At 63.9% G+C, this 17990-nt stretch carries 19 protein-coding genes; 17 read left to right on the top strand and 2 right to left on the bottom strand.

Features of this window, described 5'->3' with window-relative positions; genetic code table 11:
• Positions 1-7: 7 nt before the first annotated feature.
• The 6 genes from AC56QQ_RS01365 to AC56QQ_RS01340 all read left to right on the top strand — a co-directional run bounded on the left by AC56QQ_RS01365 (position 8) and on the right by AC56QQ_RS01340 (position 3797).
• The gene (locus tag AC56QQ_RS01365) at positions 8-613 is read left to right on the top strand and encodes a glutathione S-transferase family protein (protein WP_497125271.1); all 606 of its coding nucleotides are present in this window, start codon (positions 8-10) and stop codon (positions 611-613) included.
• Complete coding sequence (locus tag AC56QQ_RS01360) at positions 610-1203, top strand: urease accessory protein UreE (protein ID WP_497125270.1); 594 nt, start codon at positions 610-612, stop codon at positions 1201-1203. Before AC56QQ_RS01365 ends, AC56QQ_RS01360 begins: the two co-directional genes overlap by 4 nt.
• A complete protein-coding gene (locus tag AC56QQ_RS01355; protein ID WP_497125269.1) occupies positions 1196-1867 on the top strand; it encodes an urease accessory protein UreF in 672 nt (223 codons plus the stop codon). The genes AC56QQ_RS01360 and AC56QQ_RS01355 overlap by 8 nt, the downstream gene beginning before the upstream one ends.
• Positions 1864-2304 carry a DUF3995 domain-containing protein gene (locus AC56QQ_RS01350; RefSeq protein ID WP_489858904.1) on the top strand — a complete coding sequence of 147 codons (441 nt, stop codon included), beginning with the start codon at positions 1864-1866 and terminating at the stop codon, positions 2302-2304. The genes AC56QQ_RS01355 and AC56QQ_RS01350 overlap by 4 nt, the downstream gene beginning before the upstream one ends.
• The gene (ureG, locus tag AC56QQ_RS01345) at positions 2301-2942 is read left to right on the top strand and encodes an urease accessory protein UreG (RefSeq protein ID WP_497125268.1); all 642 of its coding nucleotides are present in this window, start codon (positions 2301-2303) and stop codon (positions 2940-2942) included. The genes AC56QQ_RS01350 and ureG overlap by 4 nt, the downstream gene beginning before the upstream one ends.
• Before the next feature lie 87 nt (positions 2943-3029).
• Positions 3030-3797 carry a class II aldolase and adducin N-terminal domain-containing protein gene (locus AC56QQ_RS01340; RefSeq protein ID WP_497125267.1) on the top strand — a complete coding sequence of 256 codons (768 nt, stop codon included), beginning with the start codon at positions 3030-3032 and terminating at the stop codon, positions 3795-3797.
• A 14-nt stretch (positions 3798-3811) separates the two neighbouring features.
• On the opposite strand, the gene AC56QQ_RS01335 is transcribed toward AC56QQ_RS01340, so the two are convergent.
• Positions 3812-4444 (bottom strand): HAD family hydrolase, encoded by a 633-nt coding sequence (locus AC56QQ_RS01335; RefSeq protein WP_497125265.1) that lies wholly within the window; start codon positions 4442-4444, stop codon positions 3812-3814.
• Positions 4445-4702: 258 nt separating this feature from the next.
• Here AC56QQ_RS01335 and AC56QQ_RS01330 point away from each other — a divergent pair, with 258 nt between their 5' ends.
• Positions 4703-5662, top strand: coding sequence for a sugar-binding transcriptional regulator (locus AC56QQ_RS01330; RefSeq protein ID WP_497125264.1), 960 nt, complete (start codon positions 4703-4705; stop codon positions 5660-5662).
• Between the two features lie 67 nt (positions 5663-5729).
• Here the strand turns inward: AC56QQ_RS01330 and AC56QQ_RS01325 are convergent, their stop codons facing one another.
• Positions 5730-5915 carry a hypothetical protein gene (locus AC56QQ_RS01325; RefSeq protein WP_489858908.1) on the bottom strand — a complete coding sequence of 62 codons (186 nt, stop codon included), beginning with the start codon at positions 5913-5915 and terminating at the stop codon, positions 5730-5732.
• 110 nt (positions 5916-6025) lie between these two features.
• Between AC56QQ_RS01325 and gcvA the strand changes: the two genes are divergently transcribed.
• The 10 genes from gcvA to AC56QQ_RS01275 all read left to right on the top strand — a co-directional run bounded on the left by gcvA (position 6026) and on the right by AC56QQ_RS01275 (position 17627).
• Positions 6026-6931: a transcriptional regulator GcvA gene (gene gcvA / locus AC56QQ_RS01320; RefSeq protein WP_497125263.1), complete on the top strand. Its 906-nt coding sequence runs from the start codon at positions 6026-6028 to the stop codon at positions 6929-6931.
• Between the two features lie 226 nt (positions 6932-7157).
• Complete coding sequence (locus AC56QQ_RS01315; RefSeq protein WP_091584003.1) at positions 7158-8468, top strand: ABC transporter substrate-binding protein; 1311 nt, start codon at positions 7158-7160, stop codon at positions 8466-8468.
• Between the two features lie 122 nt (positions 8469-8590).
• Positions 8591-9463, top strand: a complete 873-nt coding sequence (locus AC56QQ_RS01310) for a carbohydrate ABC transporter permease (protein WP_489858910.1) — start codon at positions 8591-8593, stop codon at positions 9461-9463.
• Between the two features lie 10 nt (positions 9464-9473).
• Positions 9474-10298 carry a carbohydrate ABC transporter permease gene (locus AC56QQ_RS01305; RefSeq protein ID WP_497125262.1) on the top strand — a complete coding sequence of 275 codons (825 nt, stop codon included), beginning with the start codon at positions 9474-9476 and terminating at the stop codon, positions 10296-10298.
• A 51-nt stretch (positions 10299-10349) separates the two neighbouring features.
• Positions 10350-11348, top strand: coding sequence for an ABC transporter ATP-binding protein (locus tag AC56QQ_RS01300; RefSeq protein WP_091583998.1), 999 nt, complete (start codon positions 10350-10352; stop codon positions 11346-11348).
• A 2-nt stretch (positions 11349-11350) separates the two neighbouring features.
• Entirely contained in the window at positions 11351-12121 is a 771-nt protein-coding gene (locus tag AC56QQ_RS01295) for an L-iditol 2-dehydrogenase (protein WP_497129265.1), read from the top strand.
• Between the two features lie 172 nt (positions 12122-12293).
• Positions 12294-13772, top strand: a complete 1479-nt coding sequence (locus tag AC56QQ_RS01290) for a mannitol dehydrogenase family protein (RefSeq protein ID WP_497125260.1) — start codon at positions 12294-12296, stop codon at positions 13770-13772.
• A gap of 14 nt (positions 13773-13786) precedes the next feature.
• Positions 13787-14470 (top strand): HAD family hydrolase, encoded by a 684-nt coding sequence (locus AC56QQ_RS01285; protein WP_489858912.1) that lies wholly within the window; start codon positions 13787-13789, stop codon positions 14468-14470.
• A complete protein-coding gene (locus tag AC56QQ_RS01280; RefSeq protein WP_489858913.1) occupies positions 14467-16053 on the top strand; it encodes an FGGY-family carbohydrate kinase in 1587 nt (528 codons plus the stop codon). The genes AC56QQ_RS01285 and AC56QQ_RS01280 overlap by 4 nt, the downstream gene beginning before the upstream one ends.
• Before the next feature lie 170 nt (positions 16054-16223).
• Positions 16224-17627, top strand: coding sequence for an MATE family efflux transporter (locus AC56QQ_RS01275; RefSeq protein WP_489858914.1), 1404 nt, complete (start codon positions 16224-16226; stop codon positions 17625-17627).
• Positions 17628-17990: the final 363 nt, after the last annotated feature.

Below are 17990 nucleotides of genomic sequence, written 5' to 3'. Positions count from 1 at the left end.
TTCAATAATGTACAAGGCCGTCGGATCGCGTGGGTCCCGGGTCAGCCGCGTTCTCTGGATGCTCGAGGAACTCGGGCAGCCCTATGAATTCGTCGAGGTCAAATTGCGTTCGCCGGAAGCCTATGCGCTGAACCCGTCGGGCAAGGTGCCGATCCTGATCGATGGCGACCTCTCGGTAACGGATTCGGCGGCGATCTGCGTCTATCTGGCCGACAAGCACGCGGACAAGGGAATGGGTGCAAACCCGGGCATTGCCGGCCGCGCCGAGATGGATTCCTGGATGCATTTTGCTCAATCGGAATTCGAAGCGCCGCTGTGGAACAAATTGCGCCACCGGTTCCTGCTGCCGAAGGATGTGCGGGTCGATGTCGGCCCCGCCGCGGCTCATGACTTTGCCACGGAGGTCAAGGCACTGGACCGCCGGCTTGGCGACAAGCCCTTTGCGCTGGGTGACCGGTTTTCCGCCGTCGACGTGTTGCTCGGCGACATGGGCGGCTGGGCTCGCGCCGGAAAATTTCCGATCGAGTCCGAGCGCGTCAACGGCTATTTCGACCGGGTGCTGGCGCGGCCCGCGCGGGCGCGGGCGCAGGCCAATGGAGGCTCCATAAAATGAAGCTCAATCTCAACACCGACTTCACCAAATTCCCGCGTGCTGTCTCGGTGCTGCCTGCCGGCGGCGCCGGAACCATCGCGCCATCCGGTCGTGCCGTTCTCGCCCATGACGAGCGACATCTGCGTCGCCGGGCCATCGAACTTGCCGACGGCAGCAAGGTGCTGGTCGACCTGCCAGAGCCTGTCGCGTTGAACGATGGCGACCGTCTGGTGCTGGAGGATGGTCGCCATATCGAGATCATCGCGGCGCCGGAAGACGTCTATGACATCCGCGCCCGCGATGCAGTGCATCTGAGCGAGCTCGCCTGGCATATCGGCAACCGCCATCTCGCGGCAAGCATCGAGGCCGGGCGCATCCTCATCCTGCGCGACCATGTCATCAAGGCGATGCTGGAGGGGTTGGGCGCCACGGTGCGCGATGTCTCCGAGCCGTTCAAGCCGGTGCGCGGCGCCTATTCCGTCGGGCACGATCACGGCCATGGTCATGCGGAGGCGCATGCACACAGCCACGCCGAAGCGCACAGCCATGGCCATGGCGAATCGCACTCCCATTCGCACAGCCACGCCGGCCACCACCACGACCATGACTGACCAGCCGTCGAACATCGCCCTGCTGCGGTTGATGGCGTGGCTGTCGCCGGCCTTTCCGGTCGGAGGCTTTTCCTACAGCCACGGTCTCGAGCGCGCGGTGCACGATGGGCTGGTTGCCGATGCCGGCAGCCTCGCCGGCTGGCTGGAAACGCTGGTCGAGATGGGCTCGGGCTGGAACGATGCCGTGCTGTTCGCCGAGAGCTGGCGCCGTGCGCGCCACGCCGGGGATCTCGATGAGGTTGCCGCGTTGGCCGAGGCTCTGGCCGGCTCGCGCGAACGCCACACCGAGACCATGCTGCAGGGCGCCGCCTTCCTGAAAGCAGCGTCGGCATGGCCCAACCCCGTGCTGGAACGCTTGCCGGCCGAATGCGCCTATTGTGTCGCTGTCGGCGCTGTGGCCGGCGGCAATGGCATCGCGCTTCAGGACGCGCTTTCCGCCTTCCTGCAAGCCTTCTTCTCCAATCTCGTCCAGGCCGCGATCAGGCTCGGCATCGTCGGCCAAAGCGCGGCCACCGCGTTGCTTGCCGGCTTCGAGCCTTTGGCCTTGGCGACCGCTGCCCGCGCTGCGCGCTCGTCACTTGACGATCTGGGTGGCTGCGCCTTCGTCTCCGATGTCATGGCAATGAAGCACGAAACCCAGTATTCGCGATTGTTCCGCTCATGATCGTCCTTGCCTTCGTGCTGTCCTTTGTTCTGCTGCTGATCACCGTGCTGCATGTCTATTGGGGCATTGGCGGCATCTGGCCGGGCAAGGATGCGGCATCCTGCGCCCATGCCGTCGTCGGCTTTCGCGGCGTCGATGACATGCCGACGCCCTTCGCCAGTTTCGCCGTTGCCGCGTGCCTGGGCCTGGCGACGCTGTGGCCGCTGGCGCTCGAGGGCGTCTTTGCCTCACCCTTCCCCAGGCAAGGCCTCGCCGCCACCGCGCTGCTCATCGGCCTGGTTTTCCTGGGACGCGGCATCGCCGGCTTCACGCCATGGTGGCGGCGACTGGCGCCCGAGCAGCCTTTCGCGCGGCTCGATGTCCGCTATTATTCGCCGCTGTGCCTGCTGATCGGGCTCGGCTTCGCAGTCCTTGCCATCACGGAGTTTCCCGCATGACACAGAAAAATGGCCCGCTGCGCGTCGGCATTGGTGGTCCGGTCGGTTCGGGCAAGACGACGCTGACCGAAAAACTGTGCAAGGCGCTGCGCGACGAATTCTCGATCGCCGTCGTCACCAACGACATCTACACCAAGGAAGACGCCATGATGCTGGCCCGGCTGCAGGCGCTGCCCGAGGATCGCATCATGGGTGTCGAGACCGGCGGCTGCCCGCACACCGCCATCCGCGAGGATGCCTCGATCAACCTGCAGGCGATCGCCGAGATGAACCGGAAATTTCCGGATCTCGACATCGTCTTCATCGAATCCGGCGGCGACAACCTCGCCGCCACCTTCTCGCCGGACCTTGCCGACCTGACGCTCTATGTCATCTCGGTCTGCCAGGGCGAGGAGATCCCACGCAAAGGCGGGCCGGCGATCACGCGTTCCGATTTCCTCATCATCAACAAGAGCGATCTTGCGCCCTATGTGAACGTCAACCTCGACGTCATGGAGAGCGATGCCGGCCGCATGCGCGGCAAGCGGCCGTTCGGTTTCACCGATCTGTCGCGCGGCAAGGGGCTGCAGGAGGTCATCGATTTCATCGTCGAGCATGGCGGCTTGCGTGCCGGCACCGCAGCCAGCACGGCAGCCTGACAGACAGCAGCTTCTTCCTGCACCAACCAAAATCCGTTGCGGGCGGACGTAGGTCGCGGCATTCTTGCTGAAATCGGAGATTTCAAGATGAGCATTGCCCGCCTGCAGAAAGAAACGCTGACCAATCGGCCTTTCCACGAAGAGCGCGTCGATCTCGCCTGCGCCTTTCGCTGGACGGCGCGGCTCAACATGCACGAGGCGGTGGCCAACCATTTTTCGCTGGCCATCAACGATGACGGCACGCAGTTCTTGATGAATCCCAACCAGGTGCATTTCTCGCGCATCAAGGCGAGCGACCTGCTGCTGATCGATGCCAACGATCCCGATACGCTTTCCGGCCCGAACGCGCCCGACCCTACGGCTTGGGGCCTGCACGGCGCCATCCATCGCAATGTGCGGCACGCGCGCTGCGTCATGCATGTCCATTCGATCCATGCCACGGTGCTGGCCTCGCTCGCCGACTCTCGCCTGCCGCCGGTCGACCAGAATTCAGCGATGTTCTTCAATCGCCATGTCGTCGACGGCCACTATGGCGGACTGGCCTTCGAGGAAGAGGGCGAACGCTGCTCGCAGTTGCTCGTCGATCCCAAGGTCAAGGTCATGGTGATGGGCAATCACGGTGTGCTGGTCATCGGCGATACGGTCGCCGATGCCTTCAACCGCATGTTCTATTTCGAGCGTGCCGCCGAGACCTATATCAAGGCGCTGTGGACCGGCCGGCCGTTGCGCGTGCTCTCGGACGCGATCGCGGAAAAGGCGGCGAGCGAGATGGATGACTATCCCGGCCAGGCCGAACGCCATCTCAGCGAGTTGAAGGCGATCCTCGACGAGCAGGAACCGGCCTACCGGAACTGATCGCCTTCTGGAAACTAAAGTCCGAGCTCTTTCCGCAATTCCTCGGCGCTGTCGATAACGACAGCACCGGGCGGTCCATCCATCGGCTTTTCTGGCCAGAAGATCGTCTTCATTCCCGCCGCCAGCCCGGCCATGGCGCCCGGCCAGCTGTCGTCGATCGCCACGGCCTGCGCGGGATCGACGCCAGCGAGATAGGCGGCGCGCAGGAACGGTTCGGGGTGCGGCTTGCCCTCGCGCACATCGTTGCGGCTGATCGTCTTCATGCCGGGATAGGTCAGGCCGACCATGCGCAAATTGGCGTCGACGATCATCCGGTCCGAATTCGAGACCACGGCTTGCGCCACGCCCCTTGCCCGCAAATCGTTGAAGATCTCGATCGCGCCGGGGCGTGGCTTCAGGCTCTCGACAAGCGGCAGATAGTGCTCGTATTTGCGGACGATCCAGTCGTCGAAGGGCAGATCCAGGCCGAACTCGTCGCGCATCATTTCGTAGACCGGCCAGGCGGCGACACCGAGCACACGCTCATGCAGGTCGGGCGGCGGCACGAGGCCGACATTGCGCATCGCCGCCATCAGGGCGGCTTCGTGCAGCGGTTCGCTGTCGACAAGCGTGCCGTCCATATCCCAGAAAACCGCTTTCGGTGTCATGCAGAAAAATCCCTTTTTTTGATCCCTTAAAGGGTTTGTGCCGGGAGATAAACCTTCTGGCCAGCTATCCCTTGTCGTCTCTCCAGGGCCGAAACCGCCAGTCATCCCTCGCTCGACATGAGCGACGGATGACAATTCCGTCGTGGGCATGCCCCGGCGCAAGCAATTGCCCTGGAGATTGACAATTGCGCAGGAGGCTTTTCCCTGTAAGAGTAGCAGCGAACCGCCCAGGTGACCGGCGGCTTCGGGAGGCAGGACGTGAGTACCCGGCAGGATGGCGGCAGCAACAGGCTGGATGACGCGGCGCGCGCCGGCTGGCTTTATTATGTTGCCGGCAACACGCAGGACCAGATTGCCGCCACGCTCGGCATCTCACGGCAGACGGCACAGCGGCTGGTGTCGCTGGCGGTGTCGGAAGGGCTGATCAAGGTTCGCGTCGACCATCCGATCGCCAACTGCCTTGATCTGGCGACACGGCTGAAATCGCGCTTCGCGCTCGATCTGGTCGAGGTGGTGCCGAGCGATCCCAACTCATCCTCCACCACCATCGGCATCGCCGAGGCGGCCGCCGCCGAGATCGAGCGGCGGCTGCGCTCGCCGACCCCGATCGTCATGGCGATCGGCACCGGGCGCACGCTGAAGGCGGCGATAGAGCAGCTGCCGCCGATGGACTGTCCGCAGCACAAGGTGGTGTCCTTGACCGGCAACATCTCGCCGGATGGCTCAGCCGCCTTCTACAACGTCATCTTCACCATGGCCGACAGGGTGAAGGCGCGATCCTTCCCGATGCCGCTGCCGGTCATCGCCTCTTCGCCGGAGGAGCGCGAGATGTTGCTCAACCAGCCGATGATCCAGCCGACGCTGGCGCTGGCCGCCGAGGCCGACGTCACCTTCATCGGCATTGGCGACCTCGGCCCCAAGGCGCCGCTCTACGAGGACGGCTTCATTTCGGAAAGTGAGTTGAAGGCCCTGCAGAAGGCCGGCGGCATCGCCGAAATCGTCGGCTGGGTGTTCGATCGCGAAGGCCGCATGATCGAAGGCATCACCAACGACCGGGTGTCGTCGGCTTCGCTGCCGTCACGCGAAAAATCGCTGGTCATCGCGCTTGCCATGGGCGAGCGCAAGCTGCCGGGTATCCTGGCGGCGGTGAACCGGCGGCTGGTCAACGGGCTCATAACCGATGAACGGACGGCCGCAGCCCTGCTGGCCGGCGGATGACACCGAACCGCCTTCGCTTGCGGGACTGCAACGGCACCGCGATCGATCTGGGATAAGGCCAGTCAAGTTATTTGCCCGGCCCGAGAGGGTCGTTGCCATCGAGGAATCCGAGGTCGCGTTGCAGATGTGGGGAGAGGTCCCTGATATCGAGATGCGCTCTTTTTCTGACCGCGAACCAGCCGAATCCGTCCGCGAGCCACGAAATCCAGCGATGATCCGGTGCGGGAGTGCATTTTTGCTGCGCCATGGCCATGATCGTCAACCTTCGCTATCTTGCGCCCAAACGACGGGCTGATGCTGAATGTCGGTCTTGCCGGCCGCCTTTGCCAATCGAACGTCGATAAGGACCCATAAGGAGGCTTTATGCCGGACCTTGGCTCGCGACAGGTCTCGCAGCTCCCGCCGCTGCAGGCGATCCGGGTGTTCGAAGCGGTGGCGCGGCACCTTTCCTTCACCAAGGCCGCCGAGGAGCTTGCCATGACGCAGGCGGCGGTCAGCTATCAGATCAAGGTGCTGGAGGAACGGGTCGGCGCACCGCTTTTCCTGCGGCGCCCGCGCCAGATCGCGCTGACCGAGGCCGGACAGCGCCTGGCGCCGGCGGTCAGCGAAGCCTTCGCCATTCTTGGCCAGGCCTACGCCGCGGCGCGTGGCGGTGCGGATGGCTTGTTGTGCGTCACCACGGTGCTGACCTTTGCCTCGAACTGGCTGGCGCATCACCTGGGCTCGTTCCAGATCGCGCATCCGGCGCTTGCCGTGCGGCTCGAAACGTCGAGCCGGCTGACCGATTTCGCCCGCGAGGATGTCGACCTCGCCATCCGTTCGGGTGGCGGCAAATGGCCGGGGCTGGAAGCCCACAAGCTGCTCGATGCCGATTTCACGCCGATGCTGAGCCCCAGGCTCGCGGCGAGCATTGGCGGCGTCAAGGAACCGGCCGACCTGTTGCGGCTGCCGATCCTCGATCCCGGCGACATCTGGTGGACGCAGTGGTTTTCGGCTGCCGGCGTGCATTCGCACGACCTTGCCAGTCGGCCCGGCAGCAGCATGGGGGCACAGGCTTATGAGGCCAATGCGGCAATCGCCGGTCACGGCGTGGCGATCCTGACCAGGGCGCTGTTCAAGGCGGAGCTGGCGGACGGCCGCCTGATCCAGCCTTTCGGCCTGGTCGGTGACGACGGCCACGCCTATTGGCTGGTCTACCCGGAGGCGCGCCGCAACGTGCCGAAGATCCGCGCCTTCCGCGACTGGCTGCTGGCCGAGATCGCCGGCTGAAGGCAAGCACTCCGGCACCCCCCCACGCAATCCTGCACGCCGCCCTGTCCCGCCACCTGACGAAGGCGGCGGGCAAGGCTCGCCCTCGCACCGTCCCCCTCCATTGCCCATCACCGTCGCCGAGTGCTGCGCTGCAGCATCGAATCCGGCTTGACATAATTAACACTAAATGAGTAATTGCTCACAGCCAAGGCAAATGCTCATCTTGGTTCATGGGAGGAATTTGATGAAACTTCGCACGCTCACCCTGGGCTTGTTGTCGGCCAGCGCTCTTGCCTTCGCCGCACACGCCGAATCCATCACCATCGCCACCGTCAACAATGGCGATATGGTCCGCATGCAGAAGCTGACCGACGACTTCACCAAGGCTAACCCGGACATCACGCTCAACTGGGTTACGCTCGAGGAAAACGTGCTGCGCGAGCGCGTCACGACCGACATCGCCACCAAGGGCGGCCAGTATGACGTGATGACCATCGGCACCTACGAGGTTCCGATCTGGGCCAAGCAGAGCTGGCTGTTGCCGCTCGACAAGCTCGGCGATGACTATGACGCCAAGGACATCATCCCGGCCATCGCCGGCGGTCTTTCGGTCGACGGCAAGCTCTATGCCGCGCCCTTCTACGGCGAAAGCTCCTTCGTCATGTACCGCAAGGATTTGATGGACAAGGCCGGGCTGAAGATGCCCGACGCGCCGACCTGGGACTTCATCAAGCAGGCCGCCGACAAGATGACCGACCGCGCCAACGGCGTGAATGGTGTGTGCCTGCGCGGCAAGGCCGGCTGGGGCGAGAACATGGCCTTCCTGACGGCGATGTCGAACTCGTTCGGTGCCCGCTGGTTCGATGAAAACTGGAAGCCGCAGTTCGATCAGCCCGAATGGAAGAACACGCTGCAGTTCTATGTCGACCTGATGAAGGCCGACGGCCCCGAGGGCGCGTCCTCCAACGGCTTCAACGAGAACCTGGCGCTGTTCCAGCAGGGCAAGTGCGGCATGTGGATCGACGCCACCGTCGCGGCGTCCTTCGTTTCGGACCCGAAGAACTCCACCGTCGCCGACAAGGTCGGCTATGCCCTGGCACCCGACAATGGTCTCGGCAAGCGCGGCAACTGGCTGTGGGCATGGTCGCTGGCGATCCCCGCCGGCACGCAGAAGGCTGACGCCGCCGAGAAGTTCGTTTCCTGGGCGACCAGCAAGCACTACGCTGAACTGGTAGCTTCGAAGGAAGGCTGGGCCAACGTTCCTCCCGGCACGCGCTCCTCGCTCTACGCCAATGCCGAGTATCAGAAGGCGGCTCCGTTCGCCAAGATGACGCTGGACTCCATCAACGCCGCCGATCCGACGCATCCGACCGTCAAGCCGGTGCCCTATGTCGGCGTCCAGTTCGTCGCCATCCCTGAGTTCCAGGGTCTTGGCACCACTGTCGGCCAGCTCTTCTCGGCGGCTCTTGCCGGCCAGTCGAGCGTCGACGATGCGCTGAAGCAGGCCCAGGACGCTGCCACCGCGGCAATGACCGAAGGCGGTTATATCAAGTAAGGCTCCTCCCGGTGCCGAATGCCGGCCGCCTTCCTGGCCGGCAACGGCCGCCCGAGTCCCAGTTCGGGCGGCCGCCTTCAACGCCTCTGAAAATTCAGTCTGACCAGTGAAGGGTGACCGTCATGGCTACTCAGCAGACCCGTTCGCTTGCCCGTTTCATGATGGCGCCATCCGTGGTGCTGCTGTTCGTCTGGATGATTGTGCCGCTGGTCATCACCATCTGGTTCTCCTTCCAGCAGTACAACCCACTCAACCCGATCCACGACGGCTTCGTTGGCTTCTCGAACTACGCGCTGTTCTATTCAAACCCGGCCTTCCTGCAATCGATCATCAACACGCTCACGCTGGTGGTCAGCGTGCTTCTGATCACGGTGATCGGCGGCATCCTGCTGGCGCTTCTGATCGATCAGCCGATGTGGGGGCAAGGCATCGTCCGCATTCTCGTCATTTCGCCGTTCTTCGTCATGCCGCCGGTGGCAGCGTTGGTCTGGAAGAACATGATCATGCACCCGCAATATGGCGTGTTCGCCGATATAGCGCGCTTCTTCGGAGCCCAGCCGATCGACTGGTTCGGGCAACATCCGATGCTGGCGATCATCATCATCGTCGCCTGGCAGTGGTTGCCTTTCGCGACGCTGATCCTCTTGACCGCGCTGCAATCGCTCGATGGTGAACAGAAGGAGGCCGCCGAGATGGACGGCGCCGGCTTCATCAGCCGCTTCATCTATCTGACGCTGCCGCATATGTCGCGCGCCATCACCGTCGTCATCCTGATCCAGACGATCTTCCTGCTCTCCGTCTATGCCGAGATCCTCGTCACCACCAATGGCGGCCCAGGATACGCCTCCACCAACCTGCCCTTCCTCGTCTACCAGAAGGCCTTGCTGGAATTCAAAATCGGCCAGGCGTCCGCCGGCGGCGTGATCGCCGTCATTCTCGCCAACATCGTTGCCTTCTTCGCCATGCGCGCTGTCGGCAAGAACCTGGACAAATAGGGAGGATACGATGGCACGCTCAGTCACCACCCAGCACAAGACGATCGCGACCACGGCCGCCTGGATCGTCGCCCTGCTGATCTTCTTCCCGATCCTCTACACGATCATTACCTCGTTCAAATCGGAGCAGGAAGCCATCCAGGGCTTCAGCATGATCCCGTCGGGGACGATGGAGAGCTACGCCGAGGTTCAGGCGCAGAGCGGCTACTTCAAATTCTTCTTCAACTCGGTGCTGCTCTCGGTCGGCTCGACCATCCTGGCCCTGCTGGTCGCCATCCCGGCGGCATGGTCGATGGCCTTCTCGCCGACCAAGCGAACCAAGGACATCCTGATGTGGATGCTGTCCACCAAGATGATGCCGGCGGTCGCCGTGCTGTTCCCGATCTACCTGATCTTCCGCGACACCGGCCTGCTCGACAGCCGCATCGGCCTGATGATCATGCTGATGCTGATCAACCTGCCGATCGTGGTGTGGATGCTCTACACCTACTTCCGCGAAATCCCGGGCGAGATCCTGGAAGCGGCGCGCATGGACGGCGCTTCGCTGTGGAACGAGATCGTCTATGTGCTGACGCCGATGGCGGTGCCGGGCATTGCCTCGACCATGCTGCTCAACATCATCCTGGCCTGGAACGAGGCATTCTGGACGATCCGCCTGACCACCACCGAGGCCGCGCCGCTGACGGCCTTCATCAGCTCGTTCTCCAGCCCGCAGGGCCTGTTCTGGGCCAAGCTTTCGGCGGCTTCGACCCTGGCGATCGCGCCGATCCTGATCATGGGCTGGTTCAGCCAGAAGCAGCTGGTGCGCGGCCTGACATTTGGTGCGGTTAAGTAACGGACGTTGCCTGAAGCAAACGACGAAAAATAACCCCTCGGGGAGGAAACCATGGGAAACATCACGCTCAAGAACGTCTCCAAGTCCTTCGGGGCGACGTCCATCATCCCCGGCCTCGACCTAGTGATCGAGAATGGCGAGTTCGTCGTCTTCGTCGGCCCGTCGGGTTGCGGCAAGTCAACGCTGCTGCGCCTGATCGCCGGGCTGGAGGACACCAGCGGCGGCACCATCAACATCGACGGCCGTGATGTCACTGGCGAAGCGCCGGCCAAGCGCAAGCTCGCCATGGTGTTCCAGTCCTACGCGCTCTACCCGCATATGACGGTGGCCAAGAACATCGCCTTCCCGCTGAAGATGGCGGGCGAGGACCAGGCCACCATCGACAGGAAGGTGAAGGACGCGGCGCGTGTGCTGAACCTGACCAACTATCTCGAACGCCGGCCCGGCCAGCTCTCCGGCGGCCAGCGCCAGCGCGTCGCCATCGGCCGCGCCATCGTGCGCCAGCCCTCGGCCTTCCTGTTCGACGAACCGTTGTCCAACCTCGACGCCGCGCTGCGCGGCACGATGCGGCTGGAGATCAGCGAGCTGCACCATCAGCTCAAGACCACCATGATCTACGTCACTCACGACCAGGTCGAAGCCATGACCATGGCCGACAAGATCGTCGTGCTGAACGCCGGCAACATCGAGCAGGTCGGCTCGCCGATGGAGCTCTACAAGACACCGAAGAACCTGTTCGTGGCCGGCTTCATCGGCTCGCCGAAGATGAACCTGATCGAAGGCGCGCCGGCGGCCAAATACGGCGCCAAGACGATCGGCATCCGTCCCGAGCACATGGAGATCTCGACCACCGCTGGCGAATGGAAAGCGACCGTCGGCGTTGCCGAGCATCTCGGCTCCGACACCTTCCTGCACGTCCAGGCCGATGGCGTCGGTCCGCTGACGGTGCGCGCCGACGGCGAGCTGGCCGTGCATCACGGCGACACCATCTATCTGACGCCCGACAAGGCCAAGCTGCATCGTTTCGGCGCCGACGGAAAGGCGATGTGACCATGCGACTGGCCGGCAAATCGGCGCTGATCACGGGCTCCGCCCGTGGCATTGGCAGGGCTTTCGCGGAGGCCTATGTCGGCGAAGGCGCCACCGTCGCCATTGCCGACATCAATCTGGAGGCTGCGCAGAAGACAGCTGCCGAGATCGGCGCAAAGGCCTATGCGGTCAAGCTCGACGTGACCGACCTCGCCTCGATCGAGGCGGCGGTGAAAGCCGTCGAGGCGAAGACCGGCGGCCTCGATATCCTGATCAACAACGCCGCCCTGTTCGATCTGGCGCCAATCGTCGAGATCACCAAGGCCAGTTACGACAAGCTATTTTCCGTCAATGTCGCCGGCACGCTGTTCATGCTGCAGGCCGCCGCCCGCTCGATGATCGCGCGAGGCAAGGGCGGCAAGATTATCAATATGGCGAGCCAGGCCGGACGGCGCGGCGAGGCACTGGTCGGCGTCTATTGCGCCACCAAGGCCGCCGTCATCTCGCTGACCCAGTCGGCGGGGCTCGATCTGATCAAGCACCGCATCAACGTCAACGCGATTGCCCCCGGCGTGGTCGATGGCGAGCATTGGGATCACGTCGATTCGCTGTTCGCCAAGTACGAAAACCGGCCGAAGGGCGAGAAGAAGAAGCTGGTCGGTGACGCCGTGCCCTATGGCCGCATGGGCACGGCCCATGACCTTACCGGCATGGCGGTCTTTCTCGCCAGCAGCGACGCCGAATACATCGTCGCCCAGACCTACAATGTCGATGGCGGCCAGTGGATGAGTTGAGGGCGGGGACGGCCTCTTCTCCTCGTTCCTCCACGCGGAGAAGAGGCCGACATCAAGGTGAGGGGCAGCATCGACCTCGGAAGATTGCACCGCGCCTCACCTTACCTCTCCCCCGTTAAAGACGGGGAGAGGGGAGTAACGAAGGCCGCAGCCCGGCCAAAGGGTAAAACAGATGACCGTGAAACTCTCGTCTTCAAATCTCTCCAAGCTGCCCGCCAAGGTCGCCGGTCCGAAATATGACCGCGCGGCGCTCAAGGCCGGCATCGTGCATTTCGGCGTCGGCAATTTCCATCGCTCGCACCAGGCCGTCTATCTCGACGACCTGTTCAATTCGGGCATCGGCCACGACTGGGCGCTGGTCGGCGCAGGCGTGTTCGAGGGCGAGAAGATCGGCCGGGCCAAACTGCAAGACCAGGACTGGCTGACCACCGTGGTCGAGCAGGATAGCGGCCATATGAGCGCCCGCGTCACCGGCGCGATGATCGACTTCCTGACGCCGGGCGACGCGGCCGGCATCATCGAACGGCTTGCCGACCCGGCGATCCGGATCGTTTCGCTGACCATCACCGAGGGCGGCTATTTCATCGACCCGGCCTCCGGCGTGTTCAACCCGACCCATCCCGACATCGTCGCCGATGCCCAGCCAGGCGCCACGCCGAAGACCGTGTTCGGCATCATCCTTGCCGGACTGGTACGCCGCCGCGATGACGGCATCGTGCCGTTCACCGTGATGTCCTGCGACAACATCCCCCACAATGGCCATGTCACCTCGGACGGTGTCATCGGCCTGGCGCGGCTGATCGATGAGGATCTGGCCAACTGGATCAGCGACCATGTTGCCTTTCCGAACGGCATGGTCGATCGCATCACCCCGGCCACAACCGACCGCGAGCGCGGCATCCTGGCCAGGGACTTTGGCGTCGAGGACAACTGGCCGGTGTTCTGCGAGCCGTTCCGGCAATGGGTGCTGGAAGACCATTTCACCGATGGCCGTCCGCCATTGGAAAAGGTCGGCGTGCAGTTCGTCAAGGACGTTGCACCCTATGAGTTGATGAAGATCCGCATCCTCAATGGCGGCCATGCCACCATTGCCTATCCGGCCGGGTTGATGGACATCCATTTCGTCCATGAGGCGATGCAAGAGCCTCTGGTCGCCGGCTTCCTGGCCAAACTCGAACGGGAAGAGATCATTCCGACCGTGCCGCCGGTGCCGGACACGGTTCTGGAAAAGTACTACCAGCTCATCGAGAGCCGCTTCTCCAATCCCAAGATCGGCGACACGGTGCGCCGTCTCTGCCTCGACGGCTCCAACCGCCAGCCGAAATTCATCATCCCGACCATCGCCGACCGCCTGAAGGCGGGAAAAAGCGTCGCCGGCCTGGCGCTGGAATCAGCGCTGTGGTGCCGCTACTGCTTCGGCACGACGGACAGTGGCGCCGTCATCGAGCCCAACGATCCGAGCTGGGACCGGCTGCAGGCGACGGCAAAGGCGGCCAAGGACGCGCCTGCCGCCTGGCTTGCCATGGAGGACATCTATGGCGATGTCGGCCGCGCTGCGCCGTTCCTCGAGGCGTTTGCTCATGCCCTCGACCTGTTGTGGGCGGATGGCGCGCGGGCCACGCTGACGCGCTACCTCGCCGGCAAGCTCTGAGATCACCCGAAACCATGGCGCCTGAACTGGTCATCTTCGACTGCGACGGCGTGCTGGTCGACAGCGAAGCGCTCTCCGTCGCGGCGCTGATTGGCATGATCAACCTTGCCGGTGGCAGTGTCAGTGAGGACACCGCCTACGAGCATTTCCTCGGCAAGAGCATGAAAAGCGTCCGCGAGATCCTCGGCCGCGACTTCGGCCTCGACATCACCGACAGGCACCTGACCGCGATGCGCGTCGAATTGATGCGCAGGTTCCGCGACGAGCTGAAGCCGATCCCCGGCGTCACCGAGATGCTGCCCAAGCTCGGGCTGCCGTTCTGCGTCGCGTCCTCGGGCACGCTCGACCGCATCCGCTATGCGCTCGACGTCACCGGATTGCTTGGGCTGATGGAGCCGCATCTGTTCAGCGCCGGCATGGTGGCCAAGGGAAAGCCCGCGCCGGACTTGTTCCTGCATGCCGCCGCCAGCATGCGAGCCCATCCGCGCCAATGCGTCGTCGTCGAGGACAGCCCGGCCGGCATCGCCGCGGCGCGGGCGGCGGGCATGCGCGTCCTTGCCTTCACCGGCGGCTCGCATGCCGGCAACCCGGCATTGAAAGCGCGGCTTGCGTCGAGTGAACCGGACTTTATATTCGCTGACATGCTGCAATTGCCCGATCTGATTGCAGGCCTGGGAGCGAGAGTTAAAGCATCTTGACGAAACAATTTGTCTGCGCGGTCGATGTCGGCACCGGGAGCGCCCGCGCGGGCATCCTCGACACCACTGGCAGCCTGCTCGGCCGCGCCGAGCGGCCCATCGCCATGAACCAGCCAAAGGCCGATCACGCCGAACATGATTCGCGCGATATCTGGTCAGCAGTCTGCACCGCGGTGCGCGCCGCGCGCGAAAAAGCCGGTGTCGCCGCCGAAGATGTTGTCGGCATCTCCTTCGACGCCACCTGCTCGCTGGTGGTGCGTGACCGGCAAGGTGGTCAGCTCAGCGTCTCGGTCAGCGGCGACAAGCGCTGGGACACCATCGTCTGGCTCGATCATCGGGCCATTGCCGAGGCCGACGAATGCACGGCAAGCGGCCATGCCGTGCTCGACTATATCGGTGGCGTCATGTCGCCGGAAATGGCGACGCCGAAGCTGATGTGGCTGAAGCGCAACCTGCCGCAGACCTGGAATGAAGCCGGCTATCTATTTGACCTGACCGATTTCCTGACCTGGCAAGCGACAGGTTCGCTGGCCCGCTCGCAATGCACGCTGACCGCCAAATGGACCTATCTGGCGCACGAGGAGATCGGCTGGCGGCGCGATTTCTTCAAGATCGTTGGCCTCGAGGATCTTTTTGAGCACGGCAATTTGCCGGAGAGAGCCAGCCCGGTGGGCGCCGATATCGGCCAATTGACCGAGCAAGCGGCGGCGGAGCTTGGCCTGACGGAAAAATGCCGGGTCGGCGCTGGCGTCATCGATGCCTATGCCGGCGCGCTTGGCGTGCTCGGCGGCTTTGCCGGCGACGAACAGAATATCGGCCGGCATCTGGCGCTGATCGCCGGAACATCCTCCTGCGTCATGGCGATGTCGCCCGACCCGCAGCCTTTCGCCGGCGTCTGGGGCCCCTACTATGGCGCGGCACTGCCGAAGCTGTGGCTGTCGGAAGGCGGCCAGTCGGCGACAGGCGCCCTGCTCGACCACATCATCCGCTGGCACGGCGCCGGCGGCGAGCCGGATGCCGCCATGCATGCAAAAATCGCCAGGCGTGTCACCGAACTGCGCACCGTCGAGGGAGAAAACCTGGCTGCAAGGCTGCATGTGCTGCCGGATTTCCACGGCAACCGCTCGCCGCTTGCCGATCCGCACGCCGTCGGCGTCGTCAGCGGGCTGACGCTGGATTCTTCCTTCGACAGCCTGTGCAAGCTCTACTGGCGCACCGCCGTCGGCATCGCGCTCGGCGTGCGCCATGTGCTGGAGGCGCTGAACGAGAACGGCTACCTGATCGACACACTGCACGTCACTGGCGGCCACACCAAGAACCCGCTTTTGATGGAGCTCTATGCCGACGCCACCGGTTGCACGGTGATCGAGCCGCTGGCGGACGAGGCGGTGCTGCTCGGCACCGGCATGGTGGCGGCCACCGCGGCCGGGCTTTTCCCCGACCTCAACGCCGCCTGCCTTGCCATGCAACAGGGCGGCAAGCGGCGCGCGTCCAATCCCACGGCAACCGGGCGCTTCGACCGCGATTACCGGATTTTCCTCGAAATGCACCGGCAGCGGCAGGTGCTGGACGCGATCCGGTAGAGCGCCGAAGCCAATCTTCTGGCTCAATCTGTTCTCGCCCCTTCCTCTCTTGCCTTCATGTCGCGTTTCGTACAAAAGCTGACGCAAACGCCGCGAAACCGAAGGTTTTGCCGTTTGAAATGCGGCTTCCGGCTCGATCCCGACGTGCCGCAATTGGAAAGAGCGGAAAAATGTCTGCGATCGAAGCCGGCGCTCGCGCGCCGGAAAATCTTTGGCGTCAGGAAATCAAGGCGACGCTGGCGCTCGCCTGGCCAATGGTGCTGACCAATCTCGGCCAGACCGCGATGACGGCAACCGACGTCATGATGATGGGTCGTCTTGGACCGGATACACTGGCCAGCGGCGCGCTCGGCGCCAACCTCTATTTCATGCCGCTGATCTTCGGCCTCGGCCTGATGCTGGCGACCTCGCCGATGATGGCCACCGAGCTCGGACGCCGCCGTCATTCGGTGCGCGACCTGCGCCGCACGGTGCGCCAGGGCCTGTGGCTGGCGATCCTTATCTGCATCCCGATCTGGATCGTGCTTTGGCATGGCGAGGCCATCCTGCTGGCCATGGGCCAGGAACCGGCGCTGGCGCGTCAGGCCGGCATCTATCTGCGCTACCTCGAATGGGCGGTGCTGCCGTTCTACGGCTATATCGTGTTGCGCTCGTTCATCTCGGCACTGGAGCGGCCGGGCTGGGCGCTGGTCATCGTCTTCGTCGCCGTTGCCTGCAACGTCTTCTTCAACTGGGTGTTCATGTTCGGCAATCTCGGTGTCGAACCGATGGGCATCGCGGGCTCGGGCCTAGCCACCACGCTGTCCAGCACGCTGATGTTCATCGGCATGGCTGTCGTGGTGATGCTGGAGAAGAAATTCCGCCGCTACCAACTGTTCGGGCGTTTCTGGCGCGCCGACTGGCCGCGCTTCAAGGGCCTGTTGCGGCTCGGCCTGCCGATCGCCGGCATCCTCGCCTTCGAGGTGACGATCTTCAATGCGGCGGCGCTGCTGATGGGGCTGATCGACGCGGATTCGCTGGCCGCACACGCGATCGCCATCCAGATCGCCTCGATCAGCTTCATGGTGCCGCTCGGCCTCAACCAGGCCGTGACGGTGCGCGTCGGCCTTGCCCATGGCGCCGGCAATCCGGAAGGCGTCTCCCGCGCCGGATGGACCGCCTTCGTCATCGGCGTCTCGTTCATGGCGCTGATGGGGCTGGTGATGATCCTGTGGCCGCATCCGCTGATCAGCGCCTTCATCGATCTCGCCAACCCGGCCAATGCCAGGGTGATCGCACTTGCCGTGTCGTTCCTGGCCTTCGCAGCGCTGTTCCAGGTCTTCGACGGCGCGCAGGCGGTTGCCGCCGGCATGCTGCGCGGACTGCACGACACCAAGGTGCCGATGATCTACGCCGCGATCGGCTATTGGGGTGTCGGCCTGCCGCTCGGCGTGCTGCTCGCCTTTCATTTCGGCCTGCATGGCGTCGGCATCTGGATCGGCCTGTCGTCAGGGCTGGCCGTGGTGGCGGCGCTGCTTCTGGTGCGCTGGCTGCGGCGGGATCGGATCGCACCGCCGCTCGCCTTTGGGCACTGAAAGCTAACGGCCGCCGGTTTGGCGGCCGTCATGTCCTAACATTGCGGCTCATCAAACGGAGCCTTTATGTCGGCCCATGATCGGTGGCGACTTTGCGGTGTGCCGGCCTTTTTCGCCAGTATCCGCCAGAAGCGGTCTTTGCAGAGCAGATGTTCTGATGTCGCCTTTGGGCCGTCCCCGGACTGGCGGCTTTTGGCTGACCTTGGGCCAACAACTGCCGTTCTGCAGCCGACCCGTTGTCGGACGTTCTCCACGCCGCGGTCAGCACCCGAGACTCGCTATTTGTCCTGTTAGGCCGATCGGCAGAGCCGGGGCCGAAATCGAACCGAGCGTTCTCGTATGGTACCGGGATGACTGCGGGAA

Source organism: Mesorhizobium sp. RCAM 05099 (assembly GCF_059683685.1).
Note: the sequence above shows the minus strand (reverse complement) of the source record. Positions and strands in the feature narration are given on the sequence as shown.

Coding starts and splice junctions, on each gene's coding strand:
- AC56QQ_RS01300 (WP_091583998.1), top strand. CDS start 10,350: ATGGGAAACATCACGCTCAAGAACGTCTCCAAGTCCTTCGGGGCGACG.
- gcvA (WP_497125263.1), top strand. CDS start 6,026: ATGCCGGACCTTGGCTCGCGACAGGTCTCGCAGCTCCCGCCGCTGCAG.
- AC56QQ_RS01335 (WP_497125265.1), bottom strand. CDS start 4,444: ATGACACCGAAAGCGGTTTTCTGGGATATGGACGGCACGCTTGTCGAC.
- AC56QQ_RS01350 (WP_489858904.1), top strand. CDS start 1,864: ATGATCGTCCTTGCCTTCGTGCTGTCCTTTGTTCTGCTGCTGATCACC.
- AC56QQ_RS01290 (WP_497125260.1), top strand. CDS start 12,294: ATGACCGTGAAACTCTCGTCTTCAAATCTCTCCAAGCTGCCCGCCAAG.
- AC56QQ_RS01310 (WP_489858910.1), top strand. CDS start 8,591: ATGGCTACTCAGCAGACCCGTTCGCTTGCCCGTTTCATGATGGCGCCA.
- AC56QQ_RS01340 (WP_497125267.1), top strand. CDS start 3,030: ATGAGCATTGCCCGCCTGCAGAAAGAAACGCTGACCAATCGGCCTTTC.
- AC56QQ_RS01295 (WP_497129265.1), top strand. CDS start 11,351: ATGCGACTGGCCGGCAAATCGGCGCTGATCACGGGCTCCGCCCGTGGC.
- AC56QQ_RS01305 (WP_497125262.1), top strand. CDS start 9,474: ATGGCACGCTCAGTCACCACCCAGCACAAGACGATCGCGACCACGGCC.
- ureG (WP_497125268.1), top strand. CDS start 2,301: ATGACACAGAAAAATGGCCCGCTGCGCGTCGGCATTGGTGGTCCGGTC.
- AC56QQ_RS01275 (WP_489858914.1), top strand. CDS start 16,224: ATGTCTGCGATCGAAGCCGGCGCTCGCGCGCCGGAAAATCTTTGGCGT.
- AC56QQ_RS01360 (WP_497125270.1), top strand. CDS start 610: ATGAAGCTCAATCTCAACACCGACTTCACCAAATTCCCGCGTGCTGTC.
- AC56QQ_RS01355 (WP_497125269.1), top strand. CDS start 1,196: ATGACTGACCAGCCGTCGAACATCGCCCTGCTGCGGTTGATGGCGTGG.
- AC56QQ_RS01325 (WP_489858908.1), bottom strand. CDS start 5,915: ATGGCCATGGCGCAGCAAAAATGCACTCCCGCACCGGATCATCGCTGG.
- AC56QQ_RS01285 (WP_489858912.1), top strand. CDS start 13,787: ATGGCGCCTGAACTGGTCATCTTCGACTGCGACGGCGTGCTGGTCGAC.
- AC56QQ_RS01315 (WP_091584003.1), top strand. CDS start 7,158: ATGAAACTTCGCACGCTCACCCTGGGCTTGTTGTCGGCCAGCGCTCTT.
- AC56QQ_RS01365 (WP_497125271.1), top strand. CDS start 8: ATGTACAAGGCCGTCGGATCGCGTGGGTCCCGGGTCAGCCGCGTTCTC.